The organism is Shewanella schlegeliana (assembly GCF_016765635.1).
Lineage (GTDB): Bacteria > Pseudomonadota > Gammaproteobacteria > Enterobacterales > Shewanellaceae > Shewanella > Shewanella schlegeliana.
In genome coordinates this window covers 151,645-174,404 of the sequence record NZ_JAESVD010000009.1, presented here as the reverse complement: position 1 = coordinate 174,404, position 22,760 = coordinate 151,645, and the positions used below count along the sequence as shown (strand labels likewise).

The 22,760-nt window shown below is 46.9% G+C and carries 18 protein-coding genes; 11 read left to right on the top strand and 7 right to left on the bottom strand.

Annotated features, from left to right (window positions below):
* Positions 1-3 precede the first annotated feature (3 nt).
* The 3 genes from JMA39_RS15900 to JMA39_RS15890 all read left to right on the top strand — a co-directional run bounded on the left by JMA39_RS15900 (position 4) and on the right by JMA39_RS15890 (position 2,081).
* The gene (locus JMA39_RS15900) at positions 4-363 is read left to right on the top strand and encodes a hypothetical protein (RefSeq protein WP_237732859.1); all 360 of its coding nucleotides are present in this window, start codon (positions 4-6) and stop codon (positions 361-363) included.
* A 37-nt stretch (positions 364-400) separates the two neighbouring features.
* Positions 401-1,036: a class I SAM-dependent methyltransferase gene (locus JMA39_RS15895; RefSeq protein WP_202722837.1), complete on the top strand. Its 636-nt coding sequence runs from the start codon at positions 401-403 to the stop codon at positions 1,034-1,036.
* Positions 1,037-1,109: 73 nt separating this feature from the next.
* The gene (locus JMA39_RS15890; RefSeq protein WP_202722836.1) at positions 1,110-2,081 is read left to right on the top strand and encodes a hypothetical protein; all 972 of its coding nucleotides are present in this window, start codon (positions 1,110-1,112) and stop codon (positions 2,079-2,081) included.
* A 76-nt stretch (positions 2,082-2,157) separates the two neighbouring features.
* Here JMA39_RS15890 and JMA39_RS15885 read toward each other — a convergent pair whose 3' ends face one another.
* Positions 2,158-2,826: a PilZ domain-containing protein gene (locus JMA39_RS15885; RefSeq protein ID WP_202722835.1), complete on the bottom strand. Its 669-nt coding sequence runs from the start codon at positions 2,824-2,826 to the stop codon at positions 2,158-2,160.
* 273 nt (positions 2,827-3,099) lie between these two features.
* Between JMA39_RS15885 and JMA39_RS15880 the strand changes: the two genes are divergently transcribed.
* The 3 genes from JMA39_RS15880 (at position 3,100) to JMA39_RS21430 (ending at position 9,196) form a co-directional block, all read left to right on the top strand.
* A complete protein-coding gene (locus tag JMA39_RS15880) occupies positions 3,100-4,431 on the top strand; it encodes a M16 family metallopeptidase (protein WP_202722834.1) in 1,332 nt (443 codons plus the stop codon).
* 65 nt (positions 4,432-4,496) lie between these two features.
* Positions 4,497-5,891, top strand: coding sequence for a M16 family metallopeptidase (locus tag JMA39_RS15875; protein WP_373316325.1), 1,395 nt, complete (start codon positions 4,497-4,499; stop codon positions 5,889-5,891).
* Positions 5,892-6,283: 392 nt separating this feature from the next.
* Positions 6,284-9,196, top strand: a complete 2,913-nt coding sequence (locus JMA39_RS21430; protein WP_202722832.1) for a YadA C-terminal domain-containing protein — start codon at positions 6,284-6,286, stop codon at positions 9,194-9,196.
* A 337-nt stretch (positions 9,197-9,533) separates the two neighbouring features.
* On the opposite strand, the gene trmL is transcribed toward JMA39_RS21430, so the two are convergent.
* Positions 9,534-9,995 (bottom strand): tRNA (uridine(34)/cytosine(34)/5-carboxymethylaminomethyluridine(34)-2'-O)-methyltransferase TrmL, encoded by a 462-nt coding sequence (gene trmL, locus JMA39_RS15865; RefSeq protein ID WP_202722831.1) that lies wholly within the window; start codon positions 9,993-9,995, stop codon positions 9,534-9,536.
* A 201-nt stretch (positions 9,996-10,196) separates the two neighbouring features.
* Here trmL and JMA39_RS15860 point away from each other — a divergent pair, with 201 nt between their 5' ends.
* Positions 10,197-11,129, top strand: a complete 933-nt coding sequence (locus tag JMA39_RS15860; RefSeq protein WP_202722830.1) for a LysR family transcriptional regulator — start codon at positions 10,197-10,199, stop codon at positions 11,127-11,129.
* A 596-nt stretch (positions 11,130-11,725) separates the two neighbouring features.
* Here JMA39_RS15860 and JMA39_RS15855 read toward each other — a convergent pair.
* Complete coding sequence (locus JMA39_RS15855) at positions 11,726-11,866, bottom strand: hypothetical protein (RefSeq protein ID WP_202722829.1); 141 nt, start codon at positions 11,864-11,866, stop codon at positions 11,726-11,728.
* Positions 11,867-12,123: 257 nt separating this feature from the next.
* Between JMA39_RS15855 and JMA39_RS15850 the strand changes: the two genes are divergently transcribed.
* Positions 12,124-12,729 carry a hypothetical protein gene (locus JMA39_RS15850; RefSeq protein ID WP_202722828.1) on the top strand — a complete coding sequence of 202 codons (606 nt, stop codon included), beginning with the start codon at positions 12,124-12,126 and terminating at the stop codon, positions 12,727-12,729.
* 507 nt (positions 12,730-13,236) lie between these two features.
* On the opposite strand, the gene JMA39_RS15845 is transcribed toward JMA39_RS15850, so the two are convergent.
* From JMA39_RS15845 to exaC, 3 genes are all read right to left on the bottom strand, one after another.
* Positions 13,237-14,115 (bottom strand): YjjW family glycine radical enzyme activase, encoded by an 879-nt coding sequence (locus JMA39_RS15845; RefSeq protein WP_202722827.1) that lies wholly within the window; start codon positions 14,113-14,115, stop codon positions 13,237-13,239.
* A 54-nt stretch (positions 14,116-14,169) separates the two neighbouring features.
* Entirely contained in the window at positions 14,170-15,693 is a 1,524-nt protein-coding gene (locus JMA39_RS15840) for a YjjI family glycine radical enzyme (RefSeq protein ID WP_202722826.1), read from the bottom strand.
* A 382-nt stretch (positions 15,694-16,075) separates the two neighbouring features.
* Positions 16,076-17,596 carry an acetaldehyde dehydrogenase ExaC gene (exaC, locus tag JMA39_RS15835; RefSeq protein ID WP_202722825.1) on the bottom strand — a complete coding sequence of 507 codons (1,521 nt, stop codon included), beginning with the start codon at positions 17,594-17,596 and terminating at the stop codon, positions 16,076-16,078.
* 247 nt (positions 17,597-17,843) lie between these two features.
* Between exaC and acuI the strand changes: the two genes are divergently transcribed.
* Entirely contained in the window at positions 17,844-18,824 is a 981-nt protein-coding gene (acuI, locus tag JMA39_RS15830; RefSeq protein WP_202722824.1) for an acrylyl-CoA reductase (NADPH), read from the top strand.
* Between the two features lie 508 nt (positions 18,825-19,332).
* Here acuI and JMA39_RS15825 read toward each other — a convergent pair.
* On the bottom strand, positions 19,333-20,265 hold the full coding sequence (locus tag JMA39_RS15825; RefSeq protein WP_202722823.1) for a LysR family transcriptional regulator: 933 nt from the start codon (positions 20,263-20,265) through the stop codon (positions 19,333-19,335).
* Positions 20,266-20,753: 488 nt separating this feature from the next.
* Here JMA39_RS15825 and JMA39_RS15820 point away from each other — a divergent pair, with 488 nt between their 5' ends.
* Together JMA39_RS15820 and JMA39_RS15815 are read left to right on the top strand one after the other, a co-directional pair.
* Entirely contained in the window at positions 20,754-22,274 is a 1,521-nt protein-coding gene (locus tag JMA39_RS15820; protein WP_202722822.1) for a flavocytochrome c, read from the top strand.
* A gap of 28 nt (positions 22,275-22,302) precedes the next feature.
* Positions 22,303-22,656, top strand: a complete 354-nt coding sequence (locus JMA39_RS15815) for a cytochrome c3 family protein (protein WP_202722821.1) — start codon at positions 22,303-22,305, stop codon at positions 22,654-22,656.
* Positions 22,657-22,760: the final 104 nt, after the last annotated feature.

Here is a 22,760-nt window from a genome sequence, read left to right as displayed (position 1 = left end):
GCCATGAGACATATCCGATCGCTCCCACTCGTATTGCTGATGACTATGACGACCTTGGTCAGTCTTGAGTCGATTGCAGCGGAGCCTGCAACGAATCGTGCCGACGCTTTGTCAGAAAAAGCGGAAAAAGCTAAGTTGCGGGTCGAGAGCGAACAGCTGCAAAAAGCTCGTGATGCTGCGAAGCAGACTGAGGAGCGACAGAAGAAAGTGCTCGAAAGACAGGAATCTGGTGATTGGGAAAGCGAGCAAAGAGAGAAGGCACAGAAGCAATTTAACCAGCGGGAGTCTCGCCAAGCGAAGTATTTGCGGGAAGCCAAGGAAGCGGCAAGTCGCGAACGTAAAATCCCCAAACCTTTTAAATAGTTAATTATTACGCAATGAGTAGAGTTAGGAATATCCAGTGAGTATTTGTCCCCTGTGTCAGCAGCCTAGTTTACAGGCTTTCCATCAAGATAAGTTTAGAGAGTATCAGCGCTGCGATAATTGCCAGCTGGTCAGTGTTCCAGACAGCTTCCTACTCAACAGCGAGGAGGAAAAAGCGGTTTACGATCAGCATCAAAATAATCCTGATGATCTCGGCTACCGTAAATTTTTATCAAGGGCACTGGATCCTGTTTTAGAGCGAGTGGCGCAAGATGCCGAGGGCCTGGATTTTGGCTGCGGCCCTGGGCCCACAATCAGTGTGATGGCGGCAGAAAAGGGCATTAAAGTTGATAATTATGATCTCTATTATTGTAACGAGCCTCAAAAGCTGCAGCAGCAATATGATTTCGTCACTATCACTGAAGTGATTGAGCATGTCGCAGATGCTCAATCCTTAGTAGCGACATTAGACAGCCTGTTAAAGCCGGGCGGTATACTGGTGATTATGACTAAGCGTGCAGGCGATCTTGAGGCTTTCAGCAGCTGGCATTATAAAGGCGATCCAACACATATTCGCTTTTACTCAACGGCAACTTTCGAGTGGATAGCACAGCATTACGGCTGGACACTTGAAGTACTGGGTAATGATGTAGTCCTGTTTACCAAACCTTAAGTTTGTAAGCCTTAATGGTGTTGGCTTGCGGCGTGAGTGTTTGCGATAAGTAATAGACAAAGGAATGAACGACATGAGAATAACAAGATGGACATTTATCTACTCGCTGTGGATCTGTTTGAGCGTGACGCTATCGAGCGCCGCCCTAGCCGCAAGCCATGATGCGATTAGCTTCTTGAGTAAAGACGTTGCAGCCGAAGTATTGACTCAAGAGGATGATTTCGTGCGTGGGATCAGCCAATTTGATATGGCCTCAAGGATGAAGCGAGAAGATAGTCCGAGTAAGCCTGATTACTTAGCCTTTGTCGCTGATCAAACCTTAGATTGGACGCCCCAAGAGCGCGCTGCAGTGACACAAGCATTTGCCCTGCTTCAACCTAAGCTGAAGGCATTGAAAGTAGTGTTACCTATGCCCATTGAGTTTATTAAGACGACTGGGCTAGAGGAGGGCGGCGCCGCTTATACTCGTGGGCAGGCTATCGTGCTGCAGCAGAAGCAGCTTGCCAACGAGCCAAGGCTGCCAGGCTTAATCGCCCATGAATTATTACATATATACTCTCGCTTCAATCCTGAAATGAAGCGAAAGCTTTATCAAGCGATCGGCTTCTATCCTGTGGGGGAAATCGTTTTCCCCACATCGGTTGCTAAGCAAAAAATAACCAACCCAGATGCACCGATTAATGACTTTGCCATCAGGGTCAGTTACCAGGGGAAAATGGTCTGGGTGGTGCCGATTCTGTACTCAGATGACAAGCAATACAGCTTAGAGAGGGGCGGTGAGTTTTTCGATTACCTCGAGTTCATGTTCGTGGTTATCGGCAGTGATGAGCAGCCTAATATGGCAGCTTATGATCCTAATGATGCACAAATTGTAAAGGTATCTGAATTTAAAGGCTTCTTTAACCAGATCGGCCGCAATACTAACTATATTATTCATCCCGAAGAGATCATCGCAGAGAACTTCTCCTTCTTGATGACAGGGGAAACCGAGCTTAAGTCGCCGCAGTTGCTACATGAGATAGAACAGGTGTTTTTAGCACAGTAAGCTAAGCACTTTCAGTGTTTAAGTCGCTCTTGAGTGTGACTGCTTAGAGGGGCCTAACCCTTTGAATCGCTAGTGGTTACTGGTTTAGGTGCTGCAAGATGATTTGCTGCACCAAGCGTTCGCTCTTTTCTTCATCGGCATCGAGCGTAAACCCATATTGAGCGAGTCTTGAAGAGGGATCCAGCTCTTGCTGGTTTTTGATGGTGATAGAGATACTCTCCTCCTCGCCATTGAAATCCATCTTAAGTCGATATTGGCTATCGACGTTAAAGTGACCTCTCGCCTCGCTGACAAAGGCTCCTCCTTTAATGGAGATATCCCTTAGGTAGCCTGTCGAAATGGTCTCATCTGAGTCTATCGTTGTAAGGCTGGCGCATATATTGATTGGAATGCGTGAGTGCTGCCTGAGGGAGACCGTTTGCAGCTCTTTTGGGTAGCGGATGACAATCCAGCGCCCAACCACTGTGATAATTTGGTGAATATTACTTCTAAAGGCTAAGATACTGGCATCTTGTTCATCGCTATTGACCACCCTAATTATTACGCTCTGCTTGTCGGTGATAAACGCACTCGAACCTCGCCAAGCCTTATCATTGCCATGGGCTAAGATCACTGCACGTCCGGGATCCACACCGATTAAGCGACTGCGAAGACGTATGGTTTTTGTCGGCGTCAGCAGTTGTAGATGCACCTCAGTATTGCAGGCGAGATTATCTAATGTGCTGAAATCCTTTTCTGATGACATAAGCGTCCTTCGGTCAATGAAATAGGTTATAAAGCGAAATTATACTAAGCGTAATTGAAGTTAGCATGCTACTCGTCTTATGTCTGATTAACCAGAGCTTACAAATGTTTGTCACTGTTCATTTGATTTTCATGACAATTTGCTTTTTGATGTTAACAGATTTTATTGTGGTTAATGATCGCACAGTGCTAATCACTGCCGTTCAGAGTCAAGATCGGGGAATGACATTCCGCCATTTTTTGATGGCGAGGGTGCTTAAACAAGGAGCGAATAATGAAACGCTATACAAAGGCGTTGATACTGTCTATTGGCCTGCTACTAGCGACGCCAATGGTACAAGCAACGCAGGCCAAAGATATCCAGAGTTTTACTTTGGATAACGGCATGAAGATCATGGTACTGGAAGATAGCTCAATACCTAACGCCAATATGTACCTTTTTTGGAAGGTGGGTTCACGCAATGAGGTGCCGGGGATCACCGGGATCTCCCACTTCTTCGAACATATGATGTTTAACGGTTCGAAGAAATATGGCCCTAAGATGTTCGACCGCACCATGGAAGCTGCGGGCGGGGCAAACAACGCCTATACCACCGAGAACCTCACCGTCTATACCGACTGGTTCCCTGCCAATGCTCTTGAAACCATTTTTGATCTCGAAGCCGATCGTATCGAGAACCTCGATATCAATGAGCAGATGGTCGAGAGTGAGCGTGGTGTCGTGGCCTCAGAGCGATTAACCGGGCTGGAAAATTCTAACTGGCGTGTATTGCAAGAAGAGCTTAAAGGCGCCGCCTTTAGAGCGCACCCTTATAGCTGGTCGGTTATCGGTCATGAGTCAGATATTGCCGCTTGGACGTTAGAGGATTTGACCCAATACCACAAAACCTATTACGCACCGAACAATGCCGTTGTAGTGATTGCCGGTGATGTGAAGCTGGCCGACGTGAAGAAATTAGCCGATAAATATTTTGCCCCCATTCCTGCACAAGCCCCTCCAAGAGAGGTGAAAACCGTAGAGCCGTTACAAAAAGGTGAGCGCCGCGTCTTCGTACAAAAGGCATCGGTAAGTACCCCTAATGTGATGCTGGGCTACCATATTCCGGCCACCTCAAATGCCGACTATTATGCGCTGGATCTACTGTCATCAATTTTGACCACGGGTAACAGCTCACGCATGTATCAAGGCCTAATCGACAAGCAGGTCGCCATCGAAGTCGATACCTATATGCCGATGTCATTCGACCCTAACCTGTTTTACGTGATGGGCGTTGCGAACCCTGGTGTGACAGCGCCAGAGCTCGAAGATGCGATGATCAGTGAGATCAATCGCATTGCTCGCGACGGTGTAACTGAAGAGGAGCTTGAGAAGGTAAAAAATATCAAGCTAATGGGCTTTTATCGCGCCATGGAAACAATCAACGGTAAGGCCAATACCATAGGCACCTATGAGTTGTTCTTTGGTAGTTACGACAAGCTGTTTAACGCACCTGAGGCCTATAACAAGGTGACGCCGCAAGATATTCAGCGTGTGGCGCAAACTTACCTGAAACGTGCAAATCGCACCGTTGCCGTACTGGCTGCAACCGAGGAGGCTGACCAATGAGAAAGTGTAATTCAACCCTAAGCACCTCGGCAGCCCTGCTGCAATCAAAGAAGCTGCTCACGGCGATGGCCGTTGCGGGAACACTGGCGCTCACTGGCTGCGCCGTCACAGATGCACCCAAGTCAGTCGATACTGGCAGCTTTAGTGTTCCTGCCTATCAAAAGATAACGCTTTCTAACGGCTTAACCGTATATATGATGCCCCAGCGTGAAGTGCCACTCATCACTGTGGACGCTATAGTTCGAGCGGGAGCCGTCAACGACACCACTTCAGGTGTCGCAGAGATGACCGCTGCAGGCTTGATGCTAGGTGCTGGCGGTAAGAGCAAGCTTGAGATAGAGCAAGAGGTGGATTTCTTAGGGGCAAGCTTAAGCAGTGGTGCCGGTAAAGAGGGCAGTTATATCAGTGCTAACTTTATGGCGAAAGACGCTGACAAGATGCTGCCGCTAATCAAGGATATGTTGCTTGCGCCAGATTTTGACGCCACTGAGTTCGATAAGTTGCGCCAGCGAGAAATCGCCGGCTTATCGCAATCGAAAGAGAGCCCGCGAGCGGTGATCAGTCGCTACTTCGATAAGCAGGTTTTCGGTGAGCATCCCTACGGTAATGCCACTTCGGGTAACAGTGATTCGTTAGCACAGCTTACTATTGCGCAGCTGCGCGCTTTCCATAAGAGCTACTATCAGCCATCGAATACCGCCATTAGCGTGGTGGGTGACTTTGAACCTGCACAGATGCAGGCCAAGCTAGAAAGTCTGTTCGCAGATTGGCAAGACTCTGAGCCTGTCACCTTAGTCGATCTGTCAAAAGGTCTACCTAAGTTGGATGAGGCCGATGTGTTGCTGGTGGATAAAGCTGATGCTATCGAGACTACCTTCTTGATTGGCGGTATGGGCATTCGCCGTGATAACCCAGATTTTGTTGGGCTCACAGTGGTCAATACTATCTTAGGTGGCCGCTTTACCTCATGGCTAAATGATGAGTTACGCGTCAATGCCGGTCTAACCTATGGTGCGCGTTCAGGCTTTAGTGCCTACTCTGCCGCAGGTACTTTTAAGATCAGCACCTTTACTAAGACGGCAACCACCAAGGAAACCATCGACCTTGCACTGAAGACCTACGCAAGGCTGTGGCAGCAGGGGTTAGATCAAGCCACCTTGGACTCAGCTAAAGCCTACGTGAAGGGCCAGTTCCCGCCTAAGTATGAGACCAGCGCTCAACTTGCAGGACTGATGACAGATATGTACCTGTATGGTTTTGACGATGCCTTTATCAATGAGTTTCAGGCTAAGGTGGATGGCTTAACGCTAGAGGAATCAAAGCGACTCATCGACACTTACTTCCCGAAGCAGAACCTACAGTTTGTCATCATAGGTAATGCGGCCAAGATAGCGCCGATTGCCAAAGAGTATGGTAAGGTTAAGCAGGTTGATATCACCGAAGTCGGTTTTGGTGGCTAGGCTCTATTAGAGTTAGCTCGATTAGTGCTGTAAACGCTTAAATATACACAGCAAAAAGCCGCGACTATCGCGGCTTTTTTATGTCTGGAACAGTTATGTCAGAAACGAGCCCATGGATGGGCTGTTTTTGGCTTGTGTCTGGAGCCACCGACTAGCCATCAGGCGGCTCTATATCAGTCAGTGAAGCTCAATCTCCAATGGCTCTGCAATCCCAATCCAAATCCCAATCTCAGTTTCAAACCACCAAAGTTAAGCTTGCTAGTGAAAAGGTGGGGGCTTTCTGTTAGTGCTGGTTTTTAATACTAACTTTCTTAACTCTCTTAGTGATGTTTAGTAATCACCAAATCCACAAAATGCTTCACAGGAATTAACACCAACTAGGGTATTTTACTGTGAAAAAATCAATCATCGCCTTGTCTGTTTTATCTGTTCTGTCTATTAATCTAGCAAATGCAGCAAGCTCAATTGAGCGCCAAGTTAAAGAAAATAAAGGTGACATCGACTTTATTTACGAAGTCACTCATCGGCAAGATAAAGATATTATGAAGCTTGAGTATGAGGCAACTCAAAGTCGCAATGACATCAATCAAATCAATGGCAACTTTGATGCGATGGCTGACGTAGTAGAGAGCCACCAAGAGTCACTAATTAACCTTGAGTCGGTAACTAATAGCTTGCATAGATCTGGTGAGATGGAAGCTGCTCGTTTAGAAAAGCGTATCGATGAAGTTGCAAGCAATAGCTATGATGATGCACAGCTTCGCGCTGATGGACGAGAGTTTGTTAACTCTCGCTTACAAAGCTTAGATAGCTCAGTGCAAACACGTATGCAGGATCTATCTGCTGATGTCGATACTCGCCTAAATTCGGCTTATACCTCTGGTGCAGATGAAGCCGCTCGTCTTGATGAGCGCATTGACTCTATCAATACTGACAAGTTTGATGATGCTCAGCTTCGCGCTGATGGACGAGAGTTTGTTAACTCTCGCCTACAAAGCTTAGATAGCTCAGTGCAAACACGTATGCAGGATCTATCTGCTGATGTCGATACTCGTCTAAATTCGGCTTATACCTCTGGTGCTGATGAAGCGGCACGTCTTGATAAGCGTATCGATGATATTGCTTTTGATGATTCAGCGCTTCGCAAGGATGGCGTTCAAGCACTAAACAGCATGACTAAAGCAGGCTTTAATGAAGCGGCACGCCTAGATAAGCGTATCGATGATATCGCTTTTGATGATTCAGCATTGCGTAAAGACGGTGTTCAAGCACTAAACAGCATGGCAAAAGCTGGCTTTAATGAAGCGGCACGCCTCGATAAGCGTATCGATGATATCTCTTTTGATGATTCAGTGCTTCGCAAGGATGGCGTTCAAGCACTAAACAGCATGACTAAAGCAGGTTTTAATGAAGCTGCTCGCCTAGATAAGCGTATCGATGATATCGCTTTTGATGATTCAGCATTGCGTAAAGACGGCGTTCAGGCATTAAACAGCATGGCTAAAGCTGGTTTTAATGAAGCTGCTCGCCTAGATAAGCGTATCGATGATATCGCTTTTGATGATTCAGCATTGCGTAAAGACGGTGTTCAAGCACTAAAAAGCATGGCAAAAGCAGGCTTTAATGAAGCGGCTCGTCTCGATAAGCGTATCGACGATATCGCATTTGATGATTCAGCATTGCGTAAAGACGGCGCCCATGCACTAAACAGCATGGCTAGAGCTGGTATTAATGAAGCGGCACGCCTCGATAAGCGTATCGACAGAATTAATCGTGATGGTTATGACGATACTCAACTAAGACGAGAAGCATCAGAGTATGCTGCTCACGTAAATAAAGATGTAGATAATCTATTTAAGGGAGTTAGTCAAAATTTCCACGCAATTACCGATCTTAAGCTAGAACATGAGGTTTTAGCTGATAAAGGTGAGGTTGCTTATAATTCTCTGCGTGCTGAAGGCGCACGTGAAGTGGCGAAGCTAGAGTCGGTGGCTAATGGTGTCCAACGCACAGGCGAAATTGAACGTGTGAAGATGAATAACTCAATCCGTAAAGATGCAGAGCAGGCGCTAAACAGCATGACTAAAGCAGGCTTTAATGAAGCGGCACGTCTCGATAAGCGTATCGATAATATCTCTTTTGATGATTCAGCATTGCGTAAGGATGCAGAGCAGGCATTAAGTGGTTTAAGCAAAGGTGTTGATTCACGTATGAACCATCTTGCCAACTCGGGTGCTGATGAAGCGGCGCGTCTTAATAAGCGTATCGATGATATCTCTTTTGATGATTCAGCATTGCGTAAAGATGCAGAGCAGGCATTAAGTGGTTTAAGCAAAGGTGTTGATTCACGTATGAGCCATCTTGCCAACTCGGGTGCAGATGAAGCGGCGCGTCTAGATAAGCGTATCGATGAAGTTGCTGAGAAGGGCTATGACGACAGCCAGATCCGCAAAGACGGTCAGGTAGCTTACGATGACGCATTAGCTAAGGGCGAGGGGGCTTACAAAGACCTAGCAGCTAAAGGTCAAGACTACGTTGATACTAAATTCCAAAACCTTGATGGTGACTTCAAAGAAGCGCAACAAGCTATGGTTGTGGTTCAAAAGCAAACTCGCCAAAACCATGAACATATTGGTGAAAACCGTCAGCGCATTGCAGACGTTGCTGCAGAAGTTGAAGCGGCTAAGAACAGTGGTGGCACAGTGATTACCGATGACGATCTGAAAGCGGCGCGTGCAGAAGCTAATCAAATTGCTAATAACGCGGCAAACAAGGCGATAGAAGACGCAGTGAGCAATGTCGAGATCGATGCTGACACAGCAAAGGCTGTTGAAGCTGAAGTGGCTAAGGTTGCCGAGAAGGCAATTGCTGAGGCGGTATCGAAGGTGGATACAGATGCAGCTTTGAAAGAGTTTTTTGACACGCTCAGCAAGCAAGACCGTGCAATCCGTGGTGATGGTGCGGCTCAGGTTGCGCGTTTAGATGGCCGTATTGATGCCAATACCAAGGCTATCGAGGAAAACAGCAAGAAGATTGAAGCGCTTGAAAATCGTATTGATGGCTTCCAAGATTACATGAATGAAAACGCTGCTATGACCAACGCATTATCGGGTCTACCTCAGCCATACGGTGTGGGTAAAGTGCAAGTGGGTGTGGGTCTAGGTTTCGCCAGTGACAAGAAAGCCGTTGCCATTGGTATGGGCTATCGTGCAACTGACGCAGTCGTTATCCGCGCGGGTATCTCTAAGTCAGCTGGCAGTCGTGGCGATGTCCAAGGCAACCTAGCTGTAGGTTACGAGTTCTAAAGTTTAAGAACCCTTGCCAAGGATGGCGAACCTAACAGGAGCTAGCTGGTTAAGAGATAAAGGTAAATGGATTTAGTTATAAAAAAGCCGCGACTAACGCGGCTTTTTTATGTCTGGAACATTGATGGCAAAAGCCCATGGATAGCCAGATTTTAGCTTTATGTCTGGAACATTTATGTCAGAAACGAGCCCATGGATGGATAGCTTTTGGCTTTATGTCTGGAACATTTATGTCAGAAACGAGCCCATGGATGGCCAGCTTTTGGCTTTATGTCTGGAACAGTTATGACAGAAACGAGCCTATGGACGGATAGCTTTTAGCATTATGTCAGGAACTTTATACGCCGGCGTAATCTAACTGGCGCCATGCTTCATAGCTGATAATCGCTACGGCATTTGACAGATTGAGGCTGCGGCTGGTGGACATCATAGGAATACGCAGACGCTGCTCAGTTGGAATCGAATCGATAATATCGGCGGGTAGGCCACGGCTTTCTGGGCCGAATAGCAACACATCGTCCTGCTTAAAAGTCAGCTCTGAGTGCGGACGACTGCCTTTAGTGGTACAGGCCATGATGCGCTTGCCGTCCATCGCTTCAAGGAACGCCTCGAAGTTCTTATGGTGGGTCACATTGGCAAGATCGGCATAGTCTAATCCCGCGCGGCGTAGTTTTTTATCTTCCAAATCGAAGCCTAACGGTTCAATCAGATGCAGCTTGCAGCCGTTGTTAGCGATTAAGCGGATGATATTACCGGTATTTGGAGCGATTTCGGGTTCGTAAAGCGCGATATGGAACATGCTGGCCTACCTAAAAATTGGTGAGCCGAGATTATACGGCAAAAAATCGAACACGGAAAACGGATGTTGTTAGCGTTCGCTGGCGATAAAGGTGTGAGCGATATGCGATGACTCTCGTGAATATTGGTCTTAGCAATATACCCTGAAGAGATTTGCGTCTATATTCCCGTTTACGAATAGACGACTCTCTTAGGCAGACTTATGGATCTCGCTAAACTTTCTCGGATCAGCATGAAGCACTTGATCACCTTGCATGTGATGCTCGACACCCTGAGTGTGACCGCCAGCGCCGAGCGTTTATGTCTAAGCCCATCATCGGTGAGTAAAACCCTGAGTCAGCTGAGGCTGAGTCTCGATGATGAGCTGTTCTACCGCCATGGTAACAAGCTGGTGGCCACGCCATTAGCCCGCAGACTTGGCCCCAGTGTGCATCAAATCATCAATGATATGAATCAGCTGGTAACCCAAGAGGCGTTTAACCCCGCAGACTATAAGGGGCGTTTCTCATTGGCGATGCGTGAGAGTACCTTTGAGTTGTTAGCGGCCAAATTTATGGCCCATATGTTGACGCTCGCGCCTAATATCCGTTTAGATATTTTCGCTAAAGAGAGCATTGGCTTCGATGGATTAGTCAAAGGCAGCTTGGACTTTATTGTGTTACCCCATGATAGGAGTCAGCCACCGATCTCTCGCCAGGAGTTGGTGTGGGAGACGTTAATTAACGATGAAATGGTGTGTCTGATGAATCCAGAGCATCCATTGGCGAGTCAGGCGCAGATCTCTATCGATGATTACCTGAGTTTCAGTCATATCAGCATTAGCGACTCCGATCTGAATGTGCCATTTTTTGAGATGCAGTTAGCGCAGCAGTCGCGTAATCGCGCGGTACCGATCTCGGTTTCAGATTTTGGTAGTGCAGCGTTACTGTGTCATCACAGTGAACTGCTATTTACCAGCTCGCGGCGTTGGGCGGAAACTGCTTTTCAGGCGAAAGGGCTGGTGACTAAGGCGATGCCACTCGATTATGGCAAGGTGGCTTATAGCTTGGTATGGCATAAGCAGAGTATGAATGATCCCGCTTTGCGGTGGTTGTATGAACAGTTGCTGGAGTTTACTCAAGCTGAGTTTAAATGAGCTTAAGAGTCGATTTAGTGTTTAATAACACTGAGCCGTTATTGGTTGTTTAGGTTAAACCAAACAACTAAATAACGAGGGTTTAATCTTGGGCTAATCAATTCAACATTAGTGAATTATGTTGTATTGATCTGCTGGGTTATTTATCAGCAGAATTATTGTTTCTAGAGCAAATGTTAAACAGTATTTAAATTTATAAGATAAAAATGTTGACGCGCGTCACATTTTTTTGCTAACTTGAACTCAGCGGTTTAGGTCGGAGAGTTCATTGATATAGCGAAGACTCAATCGACTGGGAGTTCGACATTAGCTAGCTCCGCTGGCTGGGCCGGATTCGACAGAGCTGAGGCATTGCTATTAGAAGCTTCGACCGAACTACTTTTCAATCCGACTCTTGCGTACATTATCGGATACCCATTGAGTTACCCTCGGGTAACTTAGAAAAGCCTAACAAGTCTGTATTCATGTTAGGCAAAAAGACAAAAAAGCATCCCACAGGGGTGCTTTTTTTTGCTTTGCGTTTTGGTATTGCCGATGCAATTTAATCAAGTTGCACTTGAGCATTAAAGCTAGACTTCGTCTAACAACTTCACTTATCAGGCTGCGCCTGAACTTAAGCCATCAAACTTCGTTTGATAAAGGTCGTTAGCTTCCAGCTCACACTCGGCCAAGAGGGGATCAACAGCAATCCCCTCTTGGATCACCCCTGCCGCCCCGACGAAGTTGTTGATCCTCATGCTTATGGATAAATTGCTAACGCTTCCGATGGGGCATCCTGCCCCGCGAAAGCTACGCCGACATCCATGTCGGCATCACGCAATTTATTCCAACGCACTTCGGCAACTCCGATGGGGCATAGGTGTTCTCTGTGAGTGGTGAATACTTAATTAAGACTTACTAATCAATAACTTTAATTAGGTTTTGAAAGGTAGTTGTTTGATAATAAATAGCCACCATTTAGTCTATGCTTACATTTTGTAAAGGTTGAACCTATTTGAAAACTATATTCCTTATTAGCGGTAGCCTGTTGGCTGTGCTCTTTGTGATGCTTGGGATTGCCATAGGAGTTTCATATGATGCTTCAACAGAAGAAACCCTCGCTTGGATACAAGCTCTATCCTCAGTTGGTGGTGTTGTTATAGCCGTATCTACCATGCTTATTGCACTATATGCTCTCCGTACATGGAAAAGTCAGTTTGATCACGCAGAGAAGTTCAAAGCAATAGTCAATTTAGAAACGCAGTTGAGGGCACTATATGAATCATTTGATAGCTTTTTAGAAGGTTATATTCAGAATGTTGTATATGCTAATTCCGAAAAAGACTACTCAGATTTACAGAAGTGTTACCTTGATGAAAGGGACAGTTTTATTAGGTTAATGAATTTTTCCTTAAGTTTCTTATCATCTAAAGAACAAAACAAAGTACTACAAGAATTTGAAAAAACTCTTAAGGTTTTTGATGATGCACGTGGTTTGGCTAACTCATATCACGGGTGTGGCGATACTTCTGATTTCAATATTTTGAGGTTTGAAAATAATAAGGAAATTGAAAGGAATCAAACGGACTATAAAGGTTTACTAAGACGCCTTCGAAGGTAATTAATTTTTAGTTAGATACGCCGAAGTGCTGGTTTAATGCTTTTACAACCCAGTGTAGATGCGGCTTAGGCCTTTGATGGCATGGATGCCATCGTAGAGCTTACATGGACGTACTTGTAGCGTGCCTAAGAAGTATCTGCACATACGCCGGCTGCAAGCCATTGGAACCAGCTATGTCGGAAGCTACATCAAATGCTGCCTAAGCATCGATAAATTAAAGGTTCATCGCTTTAGATTTTCCCCACTCGAAATATACGCAGTGAGTTAAAGATTTCGCTTTTCTAACTTGGTGTAGATACGGCCGTGACCGTCCATGACATGGACGTCATGGCCGAGCTTCCATGGATGGACTTGCTGCGTGTCGCGGCAGTGTCTGCACATACGCTGGCCGCAGGCCATTGGAACCACTGATGTCGGAAGATACATCAGATTCAGCCTAAGAATTGGTGGAGCAAAGGTTCGGATGCTTTAGCTTCAAAAGCTACAACCTTAGGCTTAGCTCAAAGCCTACAAATACACAGTTGGTAAAACTAAATTTCCCACCCCACGCTGCGACAACTGTGCGGCTAACTGCTGCATCTGTGCTTCTGTGCAGGTTGGCCAATTAAGCGCTTCGCCAGTCACCCCGTGGTGTTGAAAGGCGTTGAGCTTGACTCTTACACTTGCGGGTAGCTGGGTTAAATAACCTGCTATGGCATTAACTTCACTGTCGATATCACTGATCTTCGGAATATACAGTAGGCGTATTTCATATAGCTTCCCCTCTGCGGCGAGTATTTTTAAACTGCTAAATACACGGTGATTATCTCGGCCGGTAATATAACTATGGGTGTGCTCTTGCCAGGATTTTAGATCGATCATTGCGCCATCTAGGTAGGGCATCACTTGTTGCCAGCCACTTTCACTTAAATATCCGTTACTGTCGATCATACAGCTTAAATGGGCTAAATCTTCGCTGGTCTTAATAGCTTGAAACAGCTCTATGATAAACGGCAGTTGCAGGGTGGCTTCGCCGCCGCTGACGGTGATGCCGTTGATAAAGTGCACTTGGCTGCGGAGCAATTCCAGCATCTGCGGCACACTGTATTGGCGTGTCTTAGGGCTAGATTGCTTAGGGCAGGTAGTTAAGCAGATGTCGCACTGGGTACATTTGTCACTGTCCCAGACTATCTTAGGCTTTCTCTGTTCATCTATGGTCAAGCTGAGCGCATTAACAGGGCAGGTGACCACGCAGTCGCCGCAACTGTCGCACATATCTATGGTGTACGGGTTGTGACAATTTTTGCAGTTAAAATTACATCCCTGTAGGAAGATGACCAAGCGGCTGCCTGGTCCATCAACACAAGAGAAGGGGATGATTTGGTTTACGGTGGCGATTCTGCCCATCTTTTTGCTCTACATCCTGAATCAAACTTATTTTACTAATCGCTTACCTGACCGTTATTTGGCGTATACCGGCGCATGCTCATTTGCCACTACGCGAGGTTGGCGCTCTAAAATCTTAGTATTTTGCGCCGCCTCTGCGCCTAACCATGTGGTGTTGGTACGTGAGCCTTGTGCTTTAAAACTGGCAATATCTGACAGCTTTACCATGTAACCAGTTACGCGCACGAGGTCATTTGAGGCCACGTTAGCGGTAAACTCGCGAAAGCCTAAGCTTAAAGCGCCTTTACACAGCTGCATCATCGCCTCTGGATTGGCTTTAATGGTCTCATCTATGGTGAGAATGTCGCTAATGCCCGAGGTGTAATACTGGTGATGCTCGGCGAGGGCTTGAATGTGAGCAATTGGATTAGGTTCGGTGCCGTAAGGGATGCGTACTCCCGGCGTGACATCTCGATCTATGCTAATGCCGCCCTGTGAGTGCAATAAGGCTAGGCCGTTGTAGCCATATTTCACCTGAGTTGATTTCACTATTGCGTCGAGAGCTTTTGAGATCTTGTGCCCCAGTTCATTGGCCGCCGAATTATGTCCATAGTCGTTGCTAGGCGTGCCCTGCAGAATATTGACGGCCTCAGCCATGCCGTAAATGCCAAACATAGGCGCGAAACGCGACTCTTCGATCAGACCTTCTTTAACGAGGAAGCTGTTGAAGAAGTTAGACTCCTCATGCAAAAACTTAGCGCGCGCCTCGATTAGTTCATAGGTCAGCTGGCAATAGTGTGGCAGCACTTGGTTAAAGAAGTCGTCTACACCGCAGGCCTTTAATGCCACCTCTTTTAGGTTGATGCGGACTAAGGTGTTAGCACCGCCCGCAAGTGGTAGCGAGTTATAACAGCTGACGATACCAAAACCTTTTTCATCGAAGCTATTGGCATGCAATGGGTAGTTGGCGATATGTGGCTTGCTGCACTCACAAATATTACTGGCGGCAACTTGTAGTAACTCGTCAGGGGTGATCTGTGGGTCGTACATAAAGGTCAGATTTGGCGCTATCTGCTTAAGCTCAGCATCGACGCGTAAAATCGTGCGACACACTATGTTGTCAGTCGGACCAATATTCACGTGCATAAAGGCATCTGGTAGGGTGCGGTCTAGCATGATCCAGAATAGCTTTAATTTGCGGTAGATTGTTTCAGGTTCTAGCCCTTGGCAGAAAGGCAGTAGAATGTCGTCTAGCTGACCTAAGTACACAGGAATATTAGTGACCGATGGCACATGGTGATAGATGATTGTCAGTGCATTGAGCGCTTCATCTAAGTCTTGCGCCGGGCTTAGCTCTAGATACTCAGAACCGTTTTGCAGAAACTTGGCGTAGTCGGGTAGTACATATCTTGGTTTGAATGGCGCGTTACCTTCGAACATGTCACAGATAATACCGCTCTCTTTGGCCTCGATTACGGCATCGGAGATCGCCATATAGGGCAGACTCGCTTCCGCTTCTAGGGCGAGGAAGTTCGATTTTTGCTTTGGTGAGAGGTTAGGGTCACGAGTGATTTGGGCAAATCTGTTGTCAATGGTCATGGGGCACTATCCACTAATATTATATGGATATAGTTTAAGGTGCTACACAAGCATTCTTATAGTGAAAAGCCGACAAACAATGGTTTCCAGTTTGGAAATCCGAAGCTAAAGCTCTCAACTTGCTGAAAAGTGAGCCGATTGGCGATACGGTTTAGGGAGGGATAATGCAGGCTAGCGATGGAAACTGCCAGTCTGCATTATTCCCCCTTCTTTCTTGAAGAGATTGCAGTGTTGACGACTCGTATTCCCCCCAATTACTTAGCAGACTATCTTGGCAGTGTATCTTAGCGGACTATCTTAGGAGGCTAAGCTCATGGGGCTGCATTCATTTGTCGCCTTGCCGCATCTGCAATTATTTTGTCTATTGGAGATACAAGCTAGGTTAGAAGAAGCCTAATGGATTCGCATCGTAGCTGATCAGTAGGTTCTTGGTATTTTGATAGTGATCTAGCATCATCTTGTGGGTTTCACGGCCGATGCCGGACTTCTTATAGCCACCAAAGGCGGCGTGAGCCGGGTAGGCGTGATAGCAATTAATCCATACTCGTCCCGCTTGTATGCCGCGCCCCATGCGCTGAGCGGTGTTCATATCGCGAGTCCATACGCCAGCACCTAGACCGTATTCGGTATCGTTGGCAATGGCTAAGGCTTCGGCTTCATCTTTAAAGGTGGTCACTGAGATCACCGGACCGAAGATCTCCTCTTGAAAGATCCGCATGTCGTTGGTGCCCCTTAAGATGGTCGGTTTAATGTAAAAACCTTGGCTTTGTTCACCTTCAAGCTTACATATGTTGCCGCCAATCAGCACCTCAGCGCCCTCATCTTTACCTATGTCTAGATAGCTTAAAATCTTATCGAACTGCTCCTGTGAGGCCTGTGCGCCCACTTGGGTGTCGGTATCGAGTGGGTTGCCCTGTTTAATTGTTTTACAGCGCTCAATCACCTTGGCGATAAACTTATCGTAAATCGACTCGTGAATTAATGCCCGTGACGGGCAAGTACAGACCTCGCCTTGGTTGAAGAACGCCAGTAGCATGCCCTCAACCGCTTTATCTAGATATTCATCTTCATGATCCATCACATCGGCAAAGTAGATATTGGGTGACTTACCACCAAGCTCGACGGTCGATGGAATTAACGATTCGGCGGCACACTTTAAAATATGCTGACCGACTTGGGTTGAGCCTGTAAAGGCCAGTTTAGCGATACGCTTGCTGGTGGCCAGAGCTTGGCCCGCCTCTGTGCCAAAGCCGTTAACCACATTGAGCACGCCTTTTGGCAGTAGGTCTTCGATAAGCTCGATTAGTACCAGAATAGAAGCTGGCGTCTGCTCGGCAGGTTTGAGTACGATGCAATTACCCGCAGCCATCGCTGGGGCAATTTTCCACGCGGCCATCAGCAGCGGGAAGTTCCATGGGATGATCTGGCCAACAACCCCCAATGGTTCGGGAAAGTGGTAGCTGACGGTATTGGCATCGATATCGGCGGCGCTGCCCTCTTGGGCGCGAATACAGCCGGCAAAATAACGGAAGTGATCAACGACAAGCGGTAGGTCGGCCGCTAAGGTTTCCCGTACCGCTTTGCCGTTATCCCAGCTCTCGGCAATCGCTAGCGGCTCAATGTTTTGCTCGATTCGATCGGCGATCTTTAGCAGTATATTGGCGCGCTCTGTCACCGAGGTTTTGCCCCAACTGGCTTTGGCCTCGTGGGCGGCGTCGAGTGCCAGTTCAATATCAACTGAGCCTGACCTAGGTACTTGGCAGAACACTTGGCCATCGATGGGGGAAGCGTTGTCAAAGTAAAGGTTATTAACGGGTTTAGTCCATTTACCGCCAATGAAATTTTGGTACTGAGGTTTGAAATTAATAATAGCGCCGACGCTTCCTGGTTTGTTATAGATCATGCTCACAATTCCTTGTCTGTTTTTTATGCGACAATTCAGTGTAGTAGATAAAATGGCCACGGGGGTATAGGAAGAAAGTCGAGTAGCATTTTGCTGAGGTATTTGATTAATTTCAGGTTATGTTCTGCGCTGGCCTTGGATACTTTCTTGTTATGATTTCTGTGCATTGTTTCTATGCAAAATATGCACTTCATTCATAGTTGTTTATGGCCTATGATTCTCTCATCAGTTTAAATAGGAACTTGTCATGTTTAACGCACTTGTTTTGACCCAAGAAGAAAAGAAAACACTGGCGAATGTTCGCCAAATCACCGAGGCGGACTTGCCTGAAGGCGAAGTGTTGGTAGATGTTTCATGTTCATCTCTGAACTACAAAGATGGTTTAGCGGTTACCGGTGTCGGCAAAATTATCCGTAACTTCCCTATGGTTCCGGGCATCGATTTTGCGGGTACAGTGCTTGAGTCAAGTGACGAGCGTTATAAGGCGGGTGACAAGGTTATCCTTACCGGTTGGGGCGTAGGTGAGAACCACTGGGGTGGTCTAGCCGAAAGAGCACGTGTTAAAGCCGATTGGCTGGTGCCAATGCCAGCTAATTGTGACGCCGCTAAAGCGATGCAGATTGGTACTGCTGGTTTAACTGCGATGTTGTGTGTACAAGCGCTGCAACAAGCGGGAATTAAGCCTGAAGACGGTGATGTATTAGTCACTGGTGCCAGTGGTGGCGTGGGCTCTGTTGCGGTGACCTTGCTAGCGCAGTTAGGTTATCGCGTGGTGGCAAGCTCTGGTCGCGTCGAGCAAAACGGTGCACTACTGACGAAACTTGGTGCCAGCGAAGTGATCGACCGCAGTGAACTTGAAGTCGATGCGCGTCCGTTAGAAAAGCAGCGCTGGGCTGGTGTGGTTGATACCGTTGGTAACAAGGTATTGGCTACTGCGCTGGCGCAGATGAATTACGGCGGCGCAGCTGCAATCTGTGGTTTGGCGGGCGGCTTTGCACTGCCAACAACTGTGATGCCATTTATCCTACGCGGCGTGAACCTTCTAGGCGTTGACTCGGTTGCTTGCCCATTTGAGAAGCGTCAAGCAGCATGGGAAGCGGTACTGAATTTACTGCCTGCTAGCTACTTTGAAGATGCTTGTGAGACGATTTCGCTCGAGCAGGTGCCTGAATTTGCACAGCGCATCATCAAAGGCCAAGTCACAGGACGAGTATTAGTACAGCTATAAGCAGGTGCTAGGAAAAGCTAAGAAAGGTCCTAGGTTTTAGGGAAAGCAAAGCCGGAAAAGCCGAAAAAGCGGCAAGGGTGGTGCTTTTGGTCTTTGCTGTTCCTAGTAGGGCGTAGTCCGCTCTCGCAGCGAAGCGCCCTAGGATCTAGGACCTTCTTTTAAAGCTGAGACGAACGGCCTGCGGCCTTACGGAACGCTGCGCTTACGGAAAAGGTGGAAAAGCCGAAAAAGCTAAGAAGCGGCAAAGGTACTGTTTTAGTCTTTGCTGTTCCTAGCAGGGCGTAGCCCGCCCTCGGAGCGCTGCGTCCTAGGATCTAGGACCTTCTTTTAAAGCTGAGACGAACGGCCTGCGGCCTTACGGAACGCTGCGCTTACGGAAAAGATGGAAAAGCCGAAAAAGCTAAGAAGCGGCAAAGGTACTGTTTTAGTCTTTGCTGTTCCTAGCAGGGCGTAGTCCGTCCTCACAGCGAAGCGTCCTAGGGCCTAGGTTTTAGGAAAACCTAATTCATTACAGGTTTTGCGGCGTCTGTGACAACAATTCTTTGATCGCATTTGCTATCTCTTCACGTAGCCACCTTTGTGCTTTGTCTTGATCGCAGCGAGAATGCCAAAACAGGTTGTAATCTAAGCTTTGAAGCTTAAAGGGCAGCGGTTTCACTTTCAGTTTATGTCGCTGCGCGGCCATTTCAGCCATGCCTTCCGGCAGGGTAATAATCAGCGGATTAACCGACTGCAGTGCCAGCGCAGTATCTAAGTGTGGGGTTCTTAGTAGCTCGGTGCGTGGCGGATACTGGCTAATGGCATCATCGAGCAACGCCTTCACCCCGTCGCTAATGGCAATTGTTGCATGGGGGTAGTGCAGATAATCTTCTAGGGTGATATCGCTATTCGCCAGCGGATGATTGGGTGACAGTAAGCAGCTGACTCCCACCTTGCCGAGAAAGGTCTGCTGTAAATTTCCGGTTTGTCCAATGGCGCGGCAGATGGCCATATCGGCCCCTTTTACACTGAGCTGTGCCTGTAACTCTTTTTGCTGTACCGGCACAATCTCAAGTCGGATCTGTGGTGCTTGTTGGTAAATGATAGGCAGAATAAAAGGGATTAACGCCTGCATAGCATAATCGGTTACGGCGATTGAAAACTGTTGCTGACACTCTTCGGGCACAAACGCCTTGGGAGTTAATAGCTCAATCAACTGCCCCGTGGGTTGACGCAACTGCTGGTAGCACTCAAGTGCGAACGAGGTCGGCACGAGCTGCTGACCAACACGAGAAAACAGCGGATCATCGAGCATCTCCCGAAGGCGCGCAAGAATACGGCTAGTGGCCGATTGGCTTAGGTGCAAACGCTTAGCCGCTTGGGTGACACTACGCTCTTCGACCAAGATCTGTAGCGCGATCAACAGGCTTAGATCTTGGCGATAGATCTCTTCTAATTCCATAATGTCCTTTACTTGCTAACCTCAGGGTAATGACAGAGTAAATCGTGTTTAAGACGTAATGATGGCATAGAAGTCTGTAAGCCGAAAATATTATCCAATAACACTGCACTTTATTTTGAGCAAGGAAACATTGTGCTGAGGTTGTTTAATAATCTGTTTTTTACAAAGGGTTAACCTTTAGGTGCAGTGTCGACAAGGAGCCTTGTATGTCATCTCGTTTGTATTTTCTGGTTAATTGAATAAATCAAATAAAACAGTGTTAAGTCAGAGGTGTATTGGTGTTGATGCTTGATAGTTTGCTATCTGTCAGCGTTTGGAACTGGTTCCAGAATACTCCTAAAGTAGTAAAAAACCTAAACATTGGATCTAGCTTTGAGTTTGGTGATGTTATTTTATTGTTTTAAATAAACCCTTGTGTAACTCCCGTTTTGGAATCAATTCCAGCCCTATGATTATTGCGTCTAATAAAACTAATAGGGTGATGACAGATGAGTAATAAAGATCTGCTAGGACGCCGTAATTTCATTAAAGGATTCGGAGCTGCAGCAGGCGTAGCAATGGCTGCACCAGCATTGGCCGTTTCTGAGAAAGCGGATGGCGTAAAATGGGACAAAGAAGTAGAAGTCCTAATTATCGGTTCGGGTTTTGCGGGATTAGCGGCGGCGATTGAAGCGACGCGTAAAGGCGCAAAAGACGTGCATATCTTCGAGAAGATGTCATATTTTGGCGGTAACTCAGCAATCAATGGTGGCCTATTTGCAGCCCCTGGTACGCCAATGCAGAAGCAAGAAGGTGTACAGGACTCTGTTGATCGTATGGTTAACGACCAGCTTAAATCTGGTCGTGGTATTGCCGATGAAGCGCTACTTCGCCATGTTGCCGAGCATGCGGTAGAAGCATTGCAGATGACATTAGATGCAGGTTCTGAATATCACCCATACCTACAGCAGTTAGGTGGTCACTCAGTTGCACGTACCTACCAAACAACAGTGAGCTGTGGTGCGGGTATCACTCAGCCTCTATTGCATGAGTGCCGTAAGTTAGGCGTTCATACCCATAACCGCGCTAAGTTCGAAGGTTTCTTAGTGGGTGATAAAGGCGAAGTGGTTGGCGTGAAAATGCGTCAGAACTATCATTTCGGTGAAGAGCAACCAGGCGAAGTGATTAATATCCGCGCTAAACGTGGCGTGATTATGGCTACAGGTGGTTTTGCGCAAAACATTGATCTGCGTATGGCGCAAGATCCGACACTGACATCTGAAGTAGGTTGTACTAACGCACCGGGTGCAACGGGTGAAGGTATGTACGAGATGTTCCGCTTAGGGGCTATTCCAGTGCATCTAGCACACATCCAGTCAGGTCCTTGGGCGTCGCCAGATGAAGGTGGGTTTGGTTATGTGTCTAACTACTCAATCTACAATTTCCCGCATTCAATGGCTGTTAACCGTTTAACGGGTAAGCGTTTCATGAACGAAATTGCTGACCGTAAGACTCGCGCCGATGCAGAGCTTGCTTGCCGTGACGAGAAAGGTAACGCATTGCCTCCTATCTTGATCACCAGCTACAAGGATTCTAAGAAGCATCCAAATACCAAGAAAGTGATCAAGTACAACGTAGGTTGGAAGTTCGACTCTGTTGAAGAATTGGCTAAGCATTTTGATGTGCCATTAGCGCCGCTTAAGGCACAAATTGCTGAGTACAACGAGTACGTTAAGACCGGTGATGACAAGCAGTTTGGCAAGAACATGACTAAGGCGAAAGACAAGTACATTGAAGCACCATTTACCGTGGTTCGCTTATGGCCAAAAGTACACTATTGCCAAGGTGGTGTGCAGGTCAACACTAAGGCCGAAGTGAAAGACAGCTTCACGGGGCAGTCAATTCCTGGCCTATATGCAGCCGGTGAAGTGTGTGGTGGTATTCATGGTGTGAGCCGTTTAGGTAGTTGCTCAATTCCTGAATGCATGGTGATGGGTATGACTGCTGCACGCAGTGTCATGAAAGCCTAAATTTGCCAGATAATAAGAGGAATGAGCGATGAGTAAATTAAAAGCGATATTAGCGCTAACCTTTGGTTGCCTACTAACCTTGTCTGCACAAGCTGTAGAAATACGTGACCACCATAAAGAAGTGATCGGAAAAGATTGTAAAACATGTCATGACAATGGCATTAAGCAGTTCCCATCGGATCAGGCTTGTTTACAGTGTCATGATGTTGATGATTTAGCAGAGCAAACTGCACGTAGTGAAGAAGATAAGTGGCAGAATCCACATAACAACTTGCACTATGGCAAAGAGCTTCCTTGCCAAGAATGCCATAGCGAACATGGTACTAAGCAACCACTATGTAGCAACTGTCATACGTTTAAGTTTGATAAATTTAAGAAGTAACATTAACTCAATTATATTTAGTGTGGTTTCATCTCAACCACACTAAATAATGAGTACGGACCATAACTCCCTTAATTATGGTCCTTTTTATATATTTTGAACTC